The organism is Peribacillus sp. NPDC058075 (genome assembly GCF_042885195.1).
Taxonomy (GTDB): Bacteria; Bacillota; Bacilli; order Bacillales; family DSM-1321; genus Peribacillus.
Genome location: NZ_JBHVSL010000001.1, coordinates 2,680,130 through 2,695,230, shown reverse-complemented (window position 1 = coordinate 2,695,230; position 15,101 = coordinate 2,680,130). Strand labels below are relative to the sequence as shown.

General features: G+C 41.2%; 16 protein-coding genes. All 16 read left to right on the top strand.

Going from position 1 to position 15,101, the window contains the following annotated elements; all coding sequences use genetic code 11:
* Window positions 1–3 precede the first annotated feature (3 nt).
* The 16 genes from fliM (at window position 4) to ACFVS1_RS13265 (ending at window position 15,026) form a co-directional block, all read left to right on the top strand.
* On the top strand, window positions 4–1,002 hold the full coding sequence (gene fliM / locus ACFVS1_RS13340) for a flagellar motor switch protein FliM (RefSeq protein ID WP_387548012.1): 999 nt from the start codon (window positions 4–6) through the stop codon (window positions 1,000–1,002).
* Complete coding sequence (gene fliY, locus ACFVS1_RS13335) at window positions 992–2,209, top strand: flagellar motor switch phosphatase FliY (protein WP_387548009.1); 1,218 nt, start codon at window positions 992–994, stop codon at window positions 2,207–2,209. Before fliM ends, fliY begins: the two co-directional genes overlap by 11 nt.
* A gap of 17 nt (window positions 2,210–2,226) precedes the next feature.
* Window positions 2,227–2,589 (top strand): chemotaxis protein CheY, encoded by a 363-nt coding sequence (gene cheY, locus ACFVS1_RS13330; protein WP_063231856.1) that lies wholly within the window; start codon window positions 2,227–2,229, stop codon window positions 2,587–2,589.
* Between the two features lie 15 nt (window positions 2,590–2,604).
* Entirely contained in the window at window positions 2,605–3,264 is a 660-nt protein-coding gene (locus ACFVS1_RS13325; RefSeq protein WP_387548006.1) for a flagellar biosynthetic protein FliO, read from the top strand.
* Window positions 3,261–3,926, top strand: a complete 666-nt coding sequence (gene fliP, locus ACFVS1_RS13320; protein ID WP_387548003.1) for a flagellar type III secretion system pore protein FliP — start codon at window positions 3,261–3,263, stop codon at window positions 3,924–3,926. Before ACFVS1_RS13325 ends, fliP begins: the two co-directional genes overlap by 4 nt.
* A gap of 14 nt (window positions 3,927–3,940) precedes the next feature.
* Window positions 3,941–4,210, top strand: coding sequence for a flagellar biosynthesis protein FliQ (gene fliQ / locus ACFVS1_RS13315; RefSeq protein ID WP_101224658.1), 270 nt, complete (start codon window positions 3,941–3,943; stop codon window positions 4,208–4,210).
* Window positions 4,211–4,213: 3 nt separating this feature from the next.
* A complete protein-coding gene (gene fliR, locus ACFVS1_RS13310) occupies window positions 4,214–4,990 on the top strand; it encodes a flagellar biosynthetic protein FliR (RefSeq protein WP_387548000.1) in 777 nt (258 codons plus the stop codon).
* A gap of 1 nt (window position 4,991) precedes the next feature.
* Complete coding sequence (gene flhB / locus ACFVS1_RS13305) at window positions 4,992–6,074, top strand: flagellar biosynthesis protein FlhB (protein ID WP_352921440.1); 1,083 nt, start codon at window positions 4,992–4,994, stop codon at window positions 6,072–6,074.
* A gap of 40 nt (window positions 6,075–6,114) precedes the next feature.
* Window positions 6,115–8,151, top strand: coding sequence for a flagellar biosynthesis protein FlhA (gene flhA / locus ACFVS1_RS13300; protein ID WP_387547997.1), 2,037 nt, complete (start codon window positions 6,115–6,117; stop codon window positions 8,149–8,151).
* Entirely contained in the window at window positions 8,148–9,305 is a 1,158-nt protein-coding gene (flhF, locus tag ACFVS1_RS13295; protein ID WP_387547994.1) for a flagellar biosynthesis GTPase FlhF, read from the top strand. The genes flhA and flhF overlap by 4 nt, the downstream gene beginning before the upstream one ends.
* Window positions 9,289–10,155 carry a MinD/ParA family protein gene (locus ACFVS1_RS13290; RefSeq protein WP_387547992.1) on the top strand — a complete coding sequence of 289 codons (867 nt, stop codon included), beginning with the start codon at window positions 9,289–9,291 and terminating at the stop codon, window positions 10,153–10,155. The genes flhF and ACFVS1_RS13290 overlap by 17 nt, the downstream gene beginning before the upstream one ends.
* 10 nt (window positions 10,156–10,165) lie before the next feature.
* On the top strand, window positions 10,166–11,263 hold the full coding sequence (locus ACFVS1_RS13285) for a protein-glutamate methylesterase/protein-glutamine glutaminase (protein WP_352921433.1): 1,098 nt from the start codon (window positions 10,166–10,168) through the stop codon (window positions 11,261–11,263).
* Window positions 11,264–11,284: 21 nt separating this feature from the next.
* Complete coding sequence (locus ACFVS1_RS13280; RefSeq protein WP_387547990.1) at window positions 11,285–13,327, top strand: chemotaxis protein CheW; 2,043 nt, start codon at window positions 11,285–11,287, stop codon at window positions 13,325–13,327.
* Between the two features lie 104 nt (window positions 13,328–13,431).
* Window positions 13,432–13,887 (top strand): chemotaxis protein CheW, encoded by a 456-nt coding sequence (locus ACFVS1_RS13275; RefSeq protein WP_352921429.1) that lies wholly within the window; start codon window positions 13,432–13,434, stop codon window positions 13,885–13,887.
* A 4-nt stretch (window positions 13,888–13,891) separates the two neighbouring features.
* The gene (locus ACFVS1_RS13270) at window positions 13,892–14,530 is read left to right on the top strand and encodes a chemotaxis protein CheC (protein WP_387547987.1); all 639 of its coding nucleotides are present in this window, start codon (window positions 13,892–13,894) and stop codon (window positions 14,528–14,530) included.
* The gene (locus ACFVS1_RS13265) at window positions 14,523–15,026 is read left to right on the top strand and encodes a chemotaxis protein CheD (RefSeq protein WP_387547985.1); all 504 of its coding nucleotides are present in this window, start codon (window positions 14,523–14,525) and stop codon (window positions 15,024–15,026) included. Before ACFVS1_RS13270 ends, ACFVS1_RS13265 begins: the two co-directional genes overlap by 8 nt.
* Window positions 15,027–15,101: the final 75 nt, after the last annotated feature.

Here is a 15,101-nt window from a genome sequence, read left to right as displayed (position 1 = left end):
TTAATGTCCGGGGAAATATTATCGCAAAATGAAATCGATGCTTTGTTATCGGCCATTTCCACAGGTGAAATGGATGCAGATGATTTAAAAAAAGAAGAAGTAGAAAAAAGAGTGAAAGTATACGACTTTAAAAGGGCGCTTCGGTTTTCTAAGGATCAAATCCGGAGTTTGACCAGGATACACGAGAACTTTGCAAGGCTGCTGACCACATACTTTTCTGCTCAGCTTAGAACATATGTCCAAATATCCGTTGCTTCGGCAGATCAAATACCTTACGAAGAGTTTATCCGATCGATTCCTAAAATGACCATCATGAATGTTTTTGAGGTGCCGCCCTTGGATGGCCGAATCATTCTTGAGGTCAACCCGAATATCGCTTATTCCATGATGGATCGCGTTTTGGGCGGGCGGGGCATAAGCGTGAATAAGGTGGATAGTTTAACGGAAATAGAAACGAAAATCATGTCGAATTTATTCGAGAAGGCTTTTGAAAATTTACAGGAGGCTTGGGGAACGATTGTTGAAATCGAACCGGTGATGACAGAGTTCGAGGTCAATCCACAATTTTTACAACTAGTTTCACCCAATGATACTGTCGTGGTCATTTCCTTGAATACACAAATCGGCGAAACGAGTGGAATGATTAATGTTTGCATTCCTCACGTCGTATTGGAACCGATCATACCAAAGTTATCCGCTCATTATTGGATGGAAAATTCCCAAAAGGAAAAAATCCCGGAGGAAATCATGATTTTGGAAAAGCGTATCCGAAACGCAGATCTTCCCATTATTTCCGAACTTGGTTCCACGGACATCACCATCGAGGATTTTTTGCTGCTTGATGTTGGCGATATCATCGATTTAAATAAGGCAATCGATGAACCTTTGACGATTACCATTGGAGGGGTCCCAAAATACAGCGGGCAGCCAGGAAAAGTAGGAAAAAAACATGCTATCCAGATTCTTGATATTTTGAAAGGGGGAGACGAAGATGGTAAGTGATGGAATGCTTTCACAAGACGAGATAGATGCCCTTTTAAAAGGTACAAGTGATATTGAAGATGAGGTGTTCCCTCTCTCGATTGACGATTATTTATCGATGATGGAACTCGACGCACTCGGTGAAATCGGTAATATCTCCTTCGGAAGTTCGGCCACTGCCCTATCCACTTTGTTGAATCAAAAAGTGGATATCACCACTCCGACGGTTACATTGATTGAAAGGGGACAGATCGCGGAAGAATTCCCGCATCCGTATGTAGCGATTCAAGTGCAATATACAGAAGGTTTTTCAGGTATAAATATGCTGGTCATCAAGCAGAGCGATGCTGCTGTCATTGCTGATTTGATGCTTGGAGGAGATGGGGAGAATCCTTCTGACCTGCTTGGGGAAATTCAATTGAGTGCTGTCCAGGAAGCCATGAACCAAATGATGGGTTCTGCTGCGACATCCATGTCGACCATTTTCAGTAAAAAAGTGGATATTTCTCCACCTAGCATAGATTTACTTAACTTTTTAAATGGTGAAGGTGAAAATGCGATACCGAACGAGGATTTATTTGCAAAAATCTCTTTCCGTCTCCGTGTCGGCAGCTTAATTGATTCCAGTATCATGCAGTTGTTGCCGTTAGAGTTTGCTAAAGGGTTAGTTTCTGAATTATTAAATGGGACGAGCGAAAGCGATCCTGCCGAGATGAAAACGCAAAAAATACTAAGTGAACCAGTAACAAACATTCCAACTCAGGAGCCGCCACCATTCCAGGATAGCCGGTATGAACGATCGGTAAATGAAACTTATGGACAAGTCGGTCACCAAACCCAACCAGCGAACCAAATGCCGAATGTACCACAACATTTTGGCGTTTCATCCGTACCAACAGGACAGCCGGTAAATGTTCAGCCTGCCAGTTTCACCAGTTTTCAGCCTTATCAGCTTCAGGAGTCTCAAACAAAAAATCTCAGTATGCTGATGGATATCCCTTTGCAGGTAACGGTGGAGCTTGGAAGAACGAAACGCTCCGTCAAGGATATTTTGGAGCTGTCCTCCGGATCGATCATCGAATTGGATAAATTAGCGGGAGAGCCAGTGGATATCCTGGTAAACAGCCGCTTGATAGCAAAAGGCGAGGTAGTGGTGATTGATGAAAACTTTGGAGTGCGTGTTACAGATATCATGAGTCAAAGTGACCGATTAAATAAAATAAGATAATTTGGGGGACGAAAATTATGGCTAATAGAATTTTAATTGTGGACGATGCAGCATTTATGAGAATGATGATTAAGGATATCCTTTCAAAAAATGGTTTTGAAATAGTCGGGGAAGCAGCAGATGGCGCCCAAGCAGTGGAAAAATATAAAGAAACTCATCCGGATCTTGTAACGATGGATATTACCATGCCTGAAATGGATGGAATTACGGCATTAAAGGAAATTAAAAAGGTAAATCCTCAAGCTAAGGTCATCATGTGTTCAGCGATGGGACAGCAAGCCATGGTCATTGATGCGATCCAGGCGGGTGCAAAAGACTTTATCGTGAAGCCATTCCAGGCAGACCGTGTTTTGGAAGCCATAAATAAAGCATTAAGTTAAGAGGGTGTCTTCATATTGTTTTTAATTAAAAAATGGCTTCAGGTCTCACTGATGATAGTGGTATTCTCCTCTGGGGCCATACAGGCCCATGCGGAAGATCTTGAAAAAACAGTGAAGGATGTTTATGAACAGCCAGATGATTTAAAGGTGGATAAAGGTGAATCAAAAGGCTCTAAATCTACCAAACAGACAACGAATCCTGACAAAGTGGGGATAACCGTTTGGGAGTTTCTGAGGATGATATTTGCTACTATTTTTGTAGTGGCCCTTCTCTATAGCCTATTAAAGTTCATCAATAAAAAAAGTAAATCGTATCAAAAGGCAAATTCAGTGGAGAATTTAGGCGGTACGGGCCTTGGCGCAAATCGTTCTGTCCAGCTTGTTAAAGTTGGCGGGAGAATATTGGTGATCGGGGTCGGTGAAAATATTCAGCTCTTGAAAGAAATAGATGATCCCGAGGAATATGAACAGCTTTTGAAAAATCACAACGATAAGATCGATCAAATGATCCAGCCTGGGGAGCTTGCAATGAAGTTGAAAAATAAGTGGTTGAAGAAAAGCGGATCCGAAACCGCCAGTTTCTCTGCAGAGTTCAAAAGTCAACTCGATCAATTGTCTGATAGCAGGAAAAAGCTGTTAAAGGAGCTTGATAGGAAAGGAAGAGACAATGAATGAATGAGTTCATGGAGTTTTTTAATAACAGTGATCCCGCTAATGTCTCTACTTCCGTCAAACTTGTTCTACTGATGACTGTCTTATCGCTGGCTCCAAGCATATTGATCTTGATGACCTGCTTTACAAGAATCATCATTGTCCTGAGTTTTGTGAGAACATCGCTAGCTACACAGCAGATGCCGCCGAATCAGGTGTTGGTCGGCCTGGCACTTTTCATGACATTTTTCATAATGGCACCGACTTTTCAGGAAGTGAATGAAAAGGCATTAACCCCGTTATTTAATGAAGAGATAGATTTAGAAGAAGCATATGTACAGGCATCGATACCATTTAAGGAATTCATGAGTGCCCATACAAGGCAGAAGGACCTTGAGCTATTCTTGGAATATGCCAAGGTGTATAAGCCTGAAACGATACAGGACATTCCCTTGACTGCCTTTGTACCAGCTTTTGCAATCAGTGAAATCAAAACAGCTTTTCAAATAGGTTTCATGATTTTCATTCCCTTTTTGGTTATTGATATGGTCGTTGCAAGTGTCCTGATGTCGATGGGGATGATGATGTTGCCGCCAGTCATGATTTCGCTGCCATTTAAAATCCTCCTTTTCATTCTTGTTGACGGATGGTATTTAGTGGTGAAGTCTTTATTACAGAGTTTTTAAGCAGGTGAGAAAAAATGAGTGCAGATTTTGTTATTGATATAGCGGAAAAAGGAATTTATATGGTATTGATTATCGCGGGCCCATTGATGGTAATCGCTCTTATTGTAGGACTATTAGTAAGCATCTTTCAGGCAACTACACAGATTCAGGAACAAACCTTGGCATTTGTTCCGAAGATCGTCGCAGTCTTATTGGGACTCATTTTATTGGCTCCATGGATGTTGAGCCACCTATTATCCTATGCAAATGAAATATTCGGTAATCTGAATCGATTTGTAGGGTAGGGCATGGAGGAATTATTTCCGCACTTTCCCGCCTTTTTATTAATTGTGGTCCGGGTCACTACGTTTTTCGTGGCCATGCCGATCTTTTCATACCGATCTATACCGGTACAACATCGGATCGGGCTTGGGATCTTCCTTGCCTGGATCATGTACTACACCATTGATGCTCCGGTTCTGGAATTGGATGTCACATTTTATTTATTGATCATGAAGGAAGCGCTTGTTGGCCTTTTCATTGGATTTGCAGCGTATATGATTTTATCGGCCGTTCAAATAGCTGGCGGATTGATTGATTTTCAAATGGGTTTTTCAATAGCGAATGTCATCGATCCCCAAACGGGGGCACAAAGCCCGTTGATGGGACAATATCTTTATACAATCGCTTTATTATTTCTATTGAGTACGAATGGCCATCATTTGCTTTTGGATGGAATTTTTTATAGTTATCAGTTCATCCCGATTGACCAATTATTTGTGCCATTCGGAGATCATGCGCTGATAGAATATTTGGCCAAAGCTTTCAGCAAAGCTTTCATGATTGCTTTTCAAATGTCCATTCCAGTGGTGGGAAGTATTTTCTTAGTGGATGTCACGCTAGGGATACTTGCCAGGACAGTTCCTCAATTAAATGTGTTCGTTGTTGGGATTCCAGTGAAAATCATTGCCGGCTTAGCGGTTATCATGCTGGTAATGGGAACGATGATGACGGTTGTCACCCAACTCTTCAATTTCTTGCTTTTGACCATGCGTCACCTAATGCAATTGATTGGAGGCGTTTGATATGGAGAGGTTTCAGCTGGATTTGCAGTTTTTCGCTGGTGAAAAGACCGAAAAGGCGACTCCCAAAAAACGTCAGGATTCTAAGAAAAAAGGTCAGGTGGCAAAGAGTCAAGATGTAAATACCTCTGTGAATTTAATTGCAGTGTTTTCAGTGTTATTGCTTATGGGACCGTACATGTATAATCATTTGCTCGCTCTTATGAAAGAATATCTGCAGAATTTTACCTTGGCTGGATTCAGTGAGGAGAATATGCAAATTATCTTGATAGAGGTTTTAAAGGAGATGGGCCTTATCCTAGGACCCGTTTTTGCAGCAGCGATACTAGCTGGGATATTGGCTAATGTCATGCAAGTCGGTTTTTTGTTTTCGACCGAATCCATACAGTTCAAACTTGAAAAATTAGATCCCATTAAAGGGTTCAAACGCATTTTTTCAATGAGGGCCATTGTTGAATTATTGAAATCCATTCTTAAAATATCATTTGTTGGTTTTGTTGCCTTTTATGTACTATGGCAGCGCATGGACGAGATTATGATTTTATCACAGATTTCTGTGGAAGAAGCGATGGCAACCTTGGCGGATATTACGATTAAAGTAGGATTTTATGCTGCCGTGGCTTTATTGTTCATTGCTCTATTAGACTATTTGTATCAAAAATATGACTTTGAAAAAAACATCCGGATGTCCAAACAGGATATAAAGGATGAATATAAAAATTCCGAAGGGGACCCGCTCATCAAATCCAAGATAAAGCAAAAGCAGAGGCAGATGGCCGCTCAAAGAATGATGCAGGAAATTCCCAATGCGGATGTCGTCATCACTAACCCGACGCATTTTGCTATTGCTTTAAAATATGATGAAGAAAAAGCTGAGGCTCCGTATGTAGTGGCAAAGGGCGTTGATTTTGTTGCCCAGAAAATTAAATTCATTGCTAAAGAAAATGATGTGATCATGGTGGAAAATCGGCCTTTGGCCAGGTCTTTATATGATCAAGCTGAATTAGGCCAGGCGATACCGGAAGAGTTCTTTAAGGCAGTCGCTGAAATACTGGCCTTTGTATATAAAACCAAAGGTAAACTGTAAAGATGTAATAGGGTAACCCGCTAGTTAGGAGAGAAAAAACATGCGAGCAAGAGATTTAGTTGTTATATCGAGCGTCATCATGATCGTTGCCATGTTGATCATTCCATTGCCAACATGGTTGTTAAGTATTTTACTCCTTTTAAATATCTCTCTTGCGTTGCTGGTTCTATTGACTGCGATGAATATGAAAGAACCTCTCGAATTTTCAATCTTTCCTTCCTTGCTCCTTTTACTGACATTGTTCAGGCTGGGGTTGAATGTTTCGACGACTCGTGCCATTTTGACCTATGGCGATGCTGGAGGAGTTGTAGAAACCTTTGGGTCGTTTGTAGTCGGCGGTAACGTGCTTGTAGGATTAGTTGTATTCATCATTTTGGTCATCATCAATTTCATCGTCATCACTAAAGGTTCCGAACGCGTCTCGGAGGTAGCGGCAAGATTTACGCTGGATGCGATGCCGGGTAAACAGATGGCCATCGATGCAGATTTAAATGCTGGGATGATTTCAGAAAACGAAGCACGTGCCAGAAGGGAAAAAATTAGTAACGAAGCAGACTTTTATGGATCCATGGATGGGGCTAGTAAGTTTGTTAAAGGAGACGCCATAGCGGGCATCATCATTGTCATCATTAACTTGATTTTCGGTATGATCATTGGTGTCATGCAATTGGACATGAGCTTTGGAGAAGCAGCCGTTCATTTTTCCATGTTATCGGTTGGTGACGGTATCGTGAGTCAGGTACCAGCTTTATTGATTTCTACAGCTACGGGAATTGTCGTAACCCGGGCAGCCTCGAATGGAAACCTCGGAGCGGATATTGTTGAGCAGTTATTTCAATTTCCCAAAATGCTTTACCTAACAGCAGCAACCATTTTCCTTTTAGGTTTATTCACTCCCATTTCCGACTTGTTCACCATTCCGATCGCTGCTTTATTAGTCGTTGGAGGGTATACAATTTCAAGGATACCGAAGCAGGACGAAAGTGAAATACAAGAAATGGAAGAAGTGCTGGAAACCGATGAAATGAAAAGTCCAGAAAGCGTCGTTAACCTTTTAAGTGTCGACCCGATCGAATTTGAGTTTGGATATGGATTGATTCCGCTTGCGGATGCCAATCAAGGGGGAGACCTTCTCGACCGGGTCGTCATGATCCGCCGGCAGCTTGCAATTGAGTTAGGGCTCGTGATCCCTGTCGTCAGAATACGTGATAATATTCAGTTGAATCCTAATGAGTATCGGCTGAAGATTAAGGGAAGTGTCATGGCAAAGGGGGAATTGCTCCTAAATCATTTCTTGGCCATGAGTCCAGGGATGGAGGATGATTCAATAGAAGGAATCGATACGATAGAACCATCGTTCGGTTTACCGGCCAAGTGGATTACGGATGATATGAAAGAACATGCCGAGATGCTGGGTTATACAGTTGTGGACCCGCCAAGTGTTGTATCCACCCACTTGACGGAAGTCATAAAGTCCAATGCGCAGGAATTATTGGGCAGGCAGGAAACGAAACAATTGATCGATCATCTCCACGAATCGGCGCCAATTCTAGTAGAGGAAGTCACTCCGAATCCCTTGTCTATAGGAGATGTACAAAAGGTATTGGCAAAATTATTGAAGGAAAAAGTTTCGATAAGGAACTTACCGATCATTTTCGAAACGCTTGCTGATTATGGCAAGTTATCGACTGACACAGATTTGCTTACTGAATATGTAAGGCAGAATTTAGCCAGACAAATAACGAATTCTTTTATTTCGGATGATAATAGAATTAAAGTCATAACATTATCGGGGAAAGTTGAAAAGACCATCGCGGACGGTGTACAGCAAACCGAACATGGTAATTTTTTATCATTGGATCCAACGATATCACAATCCATATTGGAGGCAGTTGCAGCCAAATTGGAAGAGCTGACCCTAATGGATCACCAACCGATCTTACTCTGCTCTCCAGCAGTAAGGATGTATGCCCGGCAACTAACTGAACGTTATTTTCCTAATGTGCCGATTCTTTCATACAATGAACTCGAGTCGAATGTAGAAGTACAAAGTGTAGGGGTGGTGAATATCGATTGAAGGTAAAGAAATATTTGGCGCCATCAATGAACGAGGCAATGAAACGAATAAGGGCGGAACTAGGCAGTGATGCAGTAATCTTAAGTTCGAAGGCTGTATATAATGGTGGTTTCTTAGGATTATTCAAAAAGAGGAATATTGAAGTCATTGCCGCCATAGACCCTGTGCCCCAGCCTATCCAAGCCGTAACCAAGCAAAAATCTAAAAAGTTGCCATCAAAGCTGGAAATGGCAAGTCATGCCTCTGAACCTAATGAAGGGAATAGGGAAAGTGCTGACTTATTAAAAGAAATCGAAGGTTTGAAAGATATGATAAAGAGTTTGCAAATCTATTCAGCTGATAAAAAATATCCGGGGAAGCTGGAGAAAATCCACAAATACCTAACCGAGCAGGAAGTGGATATATCACTTCGGTCCCAAATCATGGATGAATTGCTTGAAAAATGGTTCGTTTTTAAACAGCAATCCACTGATGAAGAGGTTCAAGTTTGGTTGGAAGAAGCCATGCTCAGGATTTTGGAAAAGGTTGAAAACGGAAAACCCGGGCTGCAAAAAAAATATATTAACATTGTTGGCCCAACAGGTGTGGGAAAGACAACAACCTTGGCGAAAGTAGCGGCGGAAACCATATTGAAGCATGATAAAAAGGTGGCTTTCATTACGACAGATACGTACAGGATTGCTGCAATAGATCAACTTAAGACATATGCCAAGATTTTAAACGTTCCAATTGAAGTTGCTTATAATTTAGAAGACTTTAAAAGGGCTGCTGAACGCTTCTCCCATTATGATTTTGTTTTTATTGATACAGTCGGAAGGAATTTCCGTAACCCGCAATATGTCAAGGATCTTAATGAAATCATCCATTTTACAGATGAGATGGAAACCTATTTAGTATTGTCGTTGACCTCTAAACAAAAGGATATGGAAGATATTTATCGACAGTTTGCTAGCATACCTATTAAACAGGTCATTTTTACAAAAGCGGATGAAACCTCCACTTTCGGGCAGATATTCAATTTTATACACACTCATAAATTAGGAGCCGCCTATATAACAGATGGACAAAATGTGCCAGACGATATAGAAATAGCTACATCATCACAGCTATTGAAAATGGCTATTGGGGCTAATGAATATGAAAGATCAAGCTGAGAATTTGCGAAGAAGATTGGAAGCCCGCCAAAATCGATCAATGGCCAAAACGATTGCTGTTTTAAGCGGGAAAGGCGGAGTGGGAAAATCAAACTTTTCTTTGAATTTTTCGATTGCCTTATCCCAAAGCGGCAAAAAAGTACTGTTGTTCGACATGGATATCGGTATGGGGAATATTGATATTTTGATCGGGGAACAATCTCCCAGCAGCATTATTGATTTTTTTGAAAACGATTTTAGTTTGAAGGATATCATCATGGCAGGACCGGGAAACATTTCAATCATTACAGGTGGAACGGGGTTGACAAATCTCTTTTCACTTGATGAAGAAAAGTATACCCGGTTTAATGAGGAATTCAGTTTATTGTTGGCGAATTATGATTATATCTTATTTGATATGGGTGCAGGCATCACTCAGGATTCCATGAAATTTCTGTTATGTGTGGATGAATTAGTCGTTATCACGACGCCTGAACCCACTTCTATCATGGATGCATATTCTGCAATGAAATATATCCATTCAGTAAATAAAGAGATTCCATTTTTCCTTGTTTGCAATCGGGTTTTCACGAGTAAGGACGGCAAAGAAACAATTAAGCGCCTCCAAAATGCACTAGTGAAATTTTTGGGACTGGAAACTGTAGCTCTTGGTTACTTGCCGGATGATAGAACCGTACCCAATTCTGTTTCCCGACAAATTCCCTTTCTCCTTTTCGATTCTGAAGCCGATGTATCCAAAGCCATTATGGACATTGCTTCAAGATTTGCAAATCATTCATTTGGGGAAGAATTGACTTTGCAAAAAAGTCATTTCCTCCAAAATATGAAGAGATATTTTTTTGGAAAGTAGGTCTCCTAATATGAGTAAAGTAAAAGTGCTGATAGTGGACGATTCTGCGTTTATGAGAAAGTTAATTTCAGAGTTTTTAGCGGAAGATAGCAGGATGGAGGTCATCGGGACTGCCAGGAATGGAAGAGATGCCTTAGACAAAATAAAGGCTTTAAAACCCGATGTCGTGACTTTGGATGTGGAAATGCCCATTATGGACGGATTGGAAGCATTAAGCCGGATCATGGATGAATGTCCAACTGCTGTAGTCATGTTATCAAGCACAACGAAAAAAGGAACGGAAAATACATTTGCCGCCATGAACGGCGGAGCCTTTGACTTTGTGGCAAAACCTTCGGGTGCCATTTCATTGGATCTACATAAAATCAAGAAAGACCTCCATGAAAAAGTTATGGCAGCCAGCAGGGCAAATGTTCACAAACTAGAAAAAAATGCGATGAATATTGAAAGAAGCCCATCCGTTTGGGGAAAATATAGTAAAATAGATTCAAAAGAATCGTCTAAAATTGAAAAAAATCAAAAAAAATGGTCCTATGGGTACAAAAAGATAATAGTCATCGGTACATCAACAGGAGGTCCGAGAGCTCTGCAGACCGTCTTGGCAGGACTCCCGGAAGAGGTTGATGCTCCCATACTCATTGTCCAGCATATGCCCCCCGGTTTCACAAAATCCTTGGCAACACGTCTGAATTCATTATGCAAGATTAAAGTGAAGGAAGCTGAAGAGGGGGAACTGATTCAAAAAGGTGTCGCCTATATCGCACCTGGAGGTTTTCACTTGAAAGTGAGGAAAGTCGGAATGAGCTGGGCAATCCTTTTGGATCAATCCGAATTGCGTAATGGACATCGCCCGTCAGTTGATGTGCTATTTGAATCGGTAAGTGAAATGAATGAATCTGCGAAAATAGCCGTTATCATGACCGGGATGGGGATGGACGGGGCGATGGGACTCATGAAGCTTAAACAGGAGGGTCCTTTAAAAGCGATAGCCGAATCACAGGAGACATCAATCGTTTTTGGTATGCCCAAGGCGGCAATCAATACCAAGTTAATAGATAGCATAGAGGATGTAGAAAAAATAGCTAAAGCGATAATAAGCTATTGTTAACACGTGGAGGTGTGAGATTGTATGGATATGAATCAGTATTTAGAGGTTTTTATAGAAGAAAGTAAAGAACATCTTCAAACGTGCAGCGAACAGTTGCTGGTACTCGAAAAGAATCCGGAAGACCTCTCGATCGTAAATGAAATCTTTCGTTCCGCCCATACCTTAAAAGGGATGTCGGCGACTATGGGGTATGAGGATCTAACCAATTTAACTCATAAAATGGAGAATGTGTTGGATGCGATCCGAAATAGCCAAATCGCTCTCTCTCCAGAATTATTTGATGTGATATTTTTAGCGGTTGATGATTTAGAAGCGATGGTCATGTCCATTGCTGAAGGTGGAGATGGAAAAAGAAATGTGGAGGTGGTTGTCCAACAGCTGGAAATGATTGAAAAAGGGGAGTCGCCCGTTTCTTCCACCATTGCAGAGATTGCAGCAGCTTCTGCCGTCCTTGAAAAAGAGGAATTGACTGCGGGAGAGTATGATGAATTTGAATGGACAGTGCTTCAGCAGTCCAAAGATCAAGGCTTCAACAGCTTCGAAATCTCGATAGGGTTGCGTGAGGACTGTCTTTTAAAAGCTGCCCGGGTGTTTATGGTTTTCGAGGTGCTTGAAAAGTCAGGTGAAGTAATCAAGTCACACCCACCAGTCGAACTTTTGGAAGAAGAGCAATTCGATCAGCAATTTACAGTCACGATGGTAACAACAGAATCGAGTGATGAGATAAAAGAAAAAGTCATGAAGGTTTCCGAAGTGGATCAAGTTGTGGTAAATGCCCTTGATCTTGAGGGCTTGAGGCATGGAGGCAATTCTATAGAAGATCAAGTTGCTGAAATACCGGAACAAGAGACAAATAAAGCCGTGCTTCCAACTGATAAGGATGATAAGAAAAAACAGGCACCAGTTAAGCCGGCATCAAGCAAGACCATTCGGGTGAACATTGAGCGGCTTGATATATTAATGAACCTATTCGAGGAACTAGTAATCGATAGAGGCAGACTTGACCAAATTTCCAGTGATTTGGATAATCAAGAATTGCATGAAACAGTAGAAAGAATGTCCCGTATAACAAGTGATTTACAAACAATCGTTTTGAATATGCGGATGGTGCCCGTTGAAACTGTATTCAATCGTTTTCCTAAAATGGTTCGTCAGTTAGCAAGGGATTTAAACAAGAAAGTCAATTTGGAAATCAACGGTGCAGAAACGGAACTTGACCGTACAGTCATTGATGAAATCGGTGATCCTCTCGTCCATTTATTAAGAAACGCCATGGATCATGGAATTGAAACACCTGAAGAACGTTTGGCGAAAGGAAAGAATGAAGAAGGTAAAATCCTGTTAAAAGCCTACCACAGCGGTAATCATGTTTTCATTGAAATCCAGGATGACGGCGCAGGAATCAATAAAAATCGAGTTTTGAACAAGGCGCTATCCAATGGGATATTAACCAAGGAAACTGCCGCCACCCTAACGGATAAGCAAATCTATGAATTGATATTCGCTTCGGGTTTCTCAACAGCGGAAACCATTTCAGATGTATCGGGGCGCGGTGTTGGGCTGGATGTGGTTAAAAATACCATTGAGTCTCTCGGTGGATCTGTCACGATCGATTCCAAAGAGAATGAGGGATCCATCTTCCTAATTCAGCTTCCGCTTACATTGTCCATTATCTCTGTCATGCTTGTTGCAATCCAAAACGAAAAATATGCCATTCCGCTTTCTTCCATTATAGAAACTGCCATCATAAAAAAAGCAGATATCTTGAATGCCCATAATCAACAGGTTATTGACTTCAGGGGAAAGATTCTGCCGCTTCTGTTCTTGAAAGATATATTTGAAGTGCCTATCAGTCAGGAAGAAGAAGAGTCCCTCTCTGTGGTCATTGTAAGAAAAGGCGATAAATTAGCCGGATTAGTCGTTGATTCATTCATCGGGCAGCTGGAAGTCGTTCTGAAATCACTAGGTAATTATTTAAATAGCGCATTTGCAATATCGGGGGCAACGATTCTTGGTGATGGTCAAGTTGCTTTAATCATAGATTGCAACACATTGATTCATTGAATGATAGATAGATGGGGCGAAGGGGACGTTGGTTCGCCCGTTTCGATTCAGGTTTTCGTTAAGACTGCACATCAATCATGAGTTTATTAAAAGGAGGGGAATAGATGTCTGAGGATATGAAAGTAATCGTATTTCAAATTAAGAATAAAGAATATGCAATTCCAGTGGATAAAGTCAGCGGTATCGAAAAGATTCTGCATATTACCAGAGTTCCAAAGGCTGTAAAGTTTGTTAAGGGAGTCATAAATCTAAGGGGTGTAATCACCCCAATTATTGATTTACGGGTACGTTTTGGTTTCGAAGAGGTGGAATACGATGAAACAACAAGAATTATCATCGTCATTCTGGATGATATGGAAGTTGGGTTAATAGTGGACTCTGCCAATGATGTTTTGGATATTCCTGTGGAGAGTATCGAACCTCAGCCTGAAGTTGTGGGACATTTGGCTTCAGAATACATTAGCGGAGTGGCTAAAATTGAAAAGCGACTGCTCGTCCTAATCAATTTGGAGAAGGCCCTAAGTCTGGAAATGACTGAAAATATGTTAAGAGAAGGATAATCATATGTCGTTCATTGAGAAAATCAACCCTTTTCAACTCGATATTTTGAAGGAAATCGGCAATATAGGTGCAGGGAACGCAGCAACTGCGCTTTCTGCCATCCTTAATAGGAAAATTGATACGAATGTTCCTAATGTCCGAATCGTTTCATTTGATGAAATGATGGAAATGGCTGGCGGGGCCGATCACGTCGTTGCCAGCGTTTTCCTTAGAATAGAAGGTGATGCTTCAGGGAGTATGTTTTTTATCCTTTCGCTTCCTGTAGCCCAATATTTGATTCGTAAGATGACAGGTGATGAGACCTTTTTGATGGAATCCGCACACTATAATGATTTGGCACTTTCTTGCCTTCAGGAATTAGGGAATATCTTATCGGGATCCTATCTCTCTTCCCTTTCTGATTTCACCCGATTGAATATCTATCCATCCGTTCCATCCCTGAGCATCGATATGGTAGGGGCAACGATCAGTTACGGATTACTGGAATTATCCGTAGTAAGTGACGCAGCCATCGTCATTGATACTGTGCTTGAAAAAGACCAGCTATTCGCTGATTCCATTAATGGTCATTTCTTTTTATTACCTGATCCCGAATTTTTAGATATCATTTTTTCCGCTTTAGGAGTGTCACCTAATGACTGAATTGTTAAATGTCCAGGTTGTTAAGGTTGGAATAGCGGATATGAATATAATAAAACCTCCCTATACGATTCGCACTTCCGGTTTGGGGTCGTGTGTTGGTGTTGTAATTTATGATGAGAAAAAAGAAATTGCAGGTTTGGCACATATTATGCTGCCTGACTCTTCACTAACTAAATCGGGGCAGATCAATGCAGCCAAATTTGCAGATACCGCGATAAAGGAATTAGTGCGGCTCTTAGTAAAAGAAGGCGCAAGAATGCCATTCCTAAAAGCGAAGTTGGCTGGCGGAGCACAAATGTTTCAATTTGCCTCCGGAGAGGATTTAATGAGAATAGGACCCCGGAATGTGGAAGCTGTCCGGAAAGAGTTATCTGACTTGCGCATTAGAGTCGTCGCCGAAGATGTTGGCGAGAATAGCGGAAGAACGATTGAATTCAATTTAAGTGATTGTTTGCTAAATATACGGACCGTTACAAAAGGGACTAAAAACATATAGGATCGGATTTGGCTTTTGAAAAGCCAAAAATATGACAGGTACACTTGCAATCTAATTATTATTGCATGTATGGGT

Excerpts from the sequence above, each read along its gene's own strand:
- fliM (WP_387548012.1), top strand. The coding sequence starts at position 4 with ATGTCCGGGGAAATATTATCGCAAAATGAAATCGATGCTTTGTTATCG.
- ACFVS1_RS13265 (WP_387547985.1), top strand. The coding sequence starts at position 14,523 with ATGACTGAATTGTTAAATGTCCAGGTTGTTAAGGTTGGAATAGCGGAT.
- fliY (WP_387548009.1), top strand. The coding sequence starts at position 992 with ATGGTAAGTGATGGAATGCTTTCACAAGACGAGATAGATGCCCTTTTA.
- ACFVS1_RS13285 (WP_352921433.1), top strand. The coding sequence starts at position 10,166 with ATGAGTAAAGTAAAAGTGCTGATAGTGGACGATTCTGCGTTTATGAGA.
- ACFVS1_RS13275 (WP_352921429.1), top strand. The coding sequence starts at position 13,432 with ATGTCTGAGGATATGAAAGTAATCGTATTTCAAATTAAGAATAAAGAA.
- ACFVS1_RS13270 (WP_387547987.1), top strand. The coding sequence starts at position 13,892 with ATGTCGTTCATTGAGAAAATCAACCCTTTTCAACTCGATATTTTGAAG.
- ACFVS1_RS13290 (WP_387547992.1), top strand. The coding sequence starts at position 9,289 with ATGAAAGATCAAGCTGAGAATTTGCGAAGAAGATTGGAAGCCCGCCAA.
- ACFVS1_RS13280 (WP_387547990.1), top strand. The coding sequence starts at position 11,285 with ATGGATATGAATCAGTATTTAGAGGTTTTTATAGAAGAAAGTAAAGAA.
- fliQ (WP_101224658.1), top strand. The coding sequence starts at position 3,941 with ATGAGTGCAGATTTTGTTATTGATATAGCGGAAAAAGGAATTTATATG.
- flhB (WP_352921440.1), top strand. The coding sequence starts at position 4,992 with ATGGAGAGGTTTCAGCTGGATTTGCAGTTTTTCGCTGGTGAAAAGACC.
- fliP (WP_387548003.1), top strand. The coding sequence starts at position 3,261 with ATGAATGAGTTCATGGAGTTTTTTAATAACAGTGATCCCGCTAATGTC.
- cheY (WP_063231856.1), top strand. The coding sequence starts at position 2,227 with ATGGCTAATAGAATTTTAATTGTGGACGATGCAGCATTTATGAGAATG.
- flhA (WP_387547997.1), top strand. The coding sequence starts at position 6,115 with ATGCGAGCAAGAGATTTAGTTGTTATATCGAGCGTCATCATGATCGTT.
- fliR (WP_387548000.1), top strand. The coding sequence starts at position 4,214 with ATGGAGGAATTATTTCCGCACTTTCCCGCCTTTTTATTAATTGTGGTC.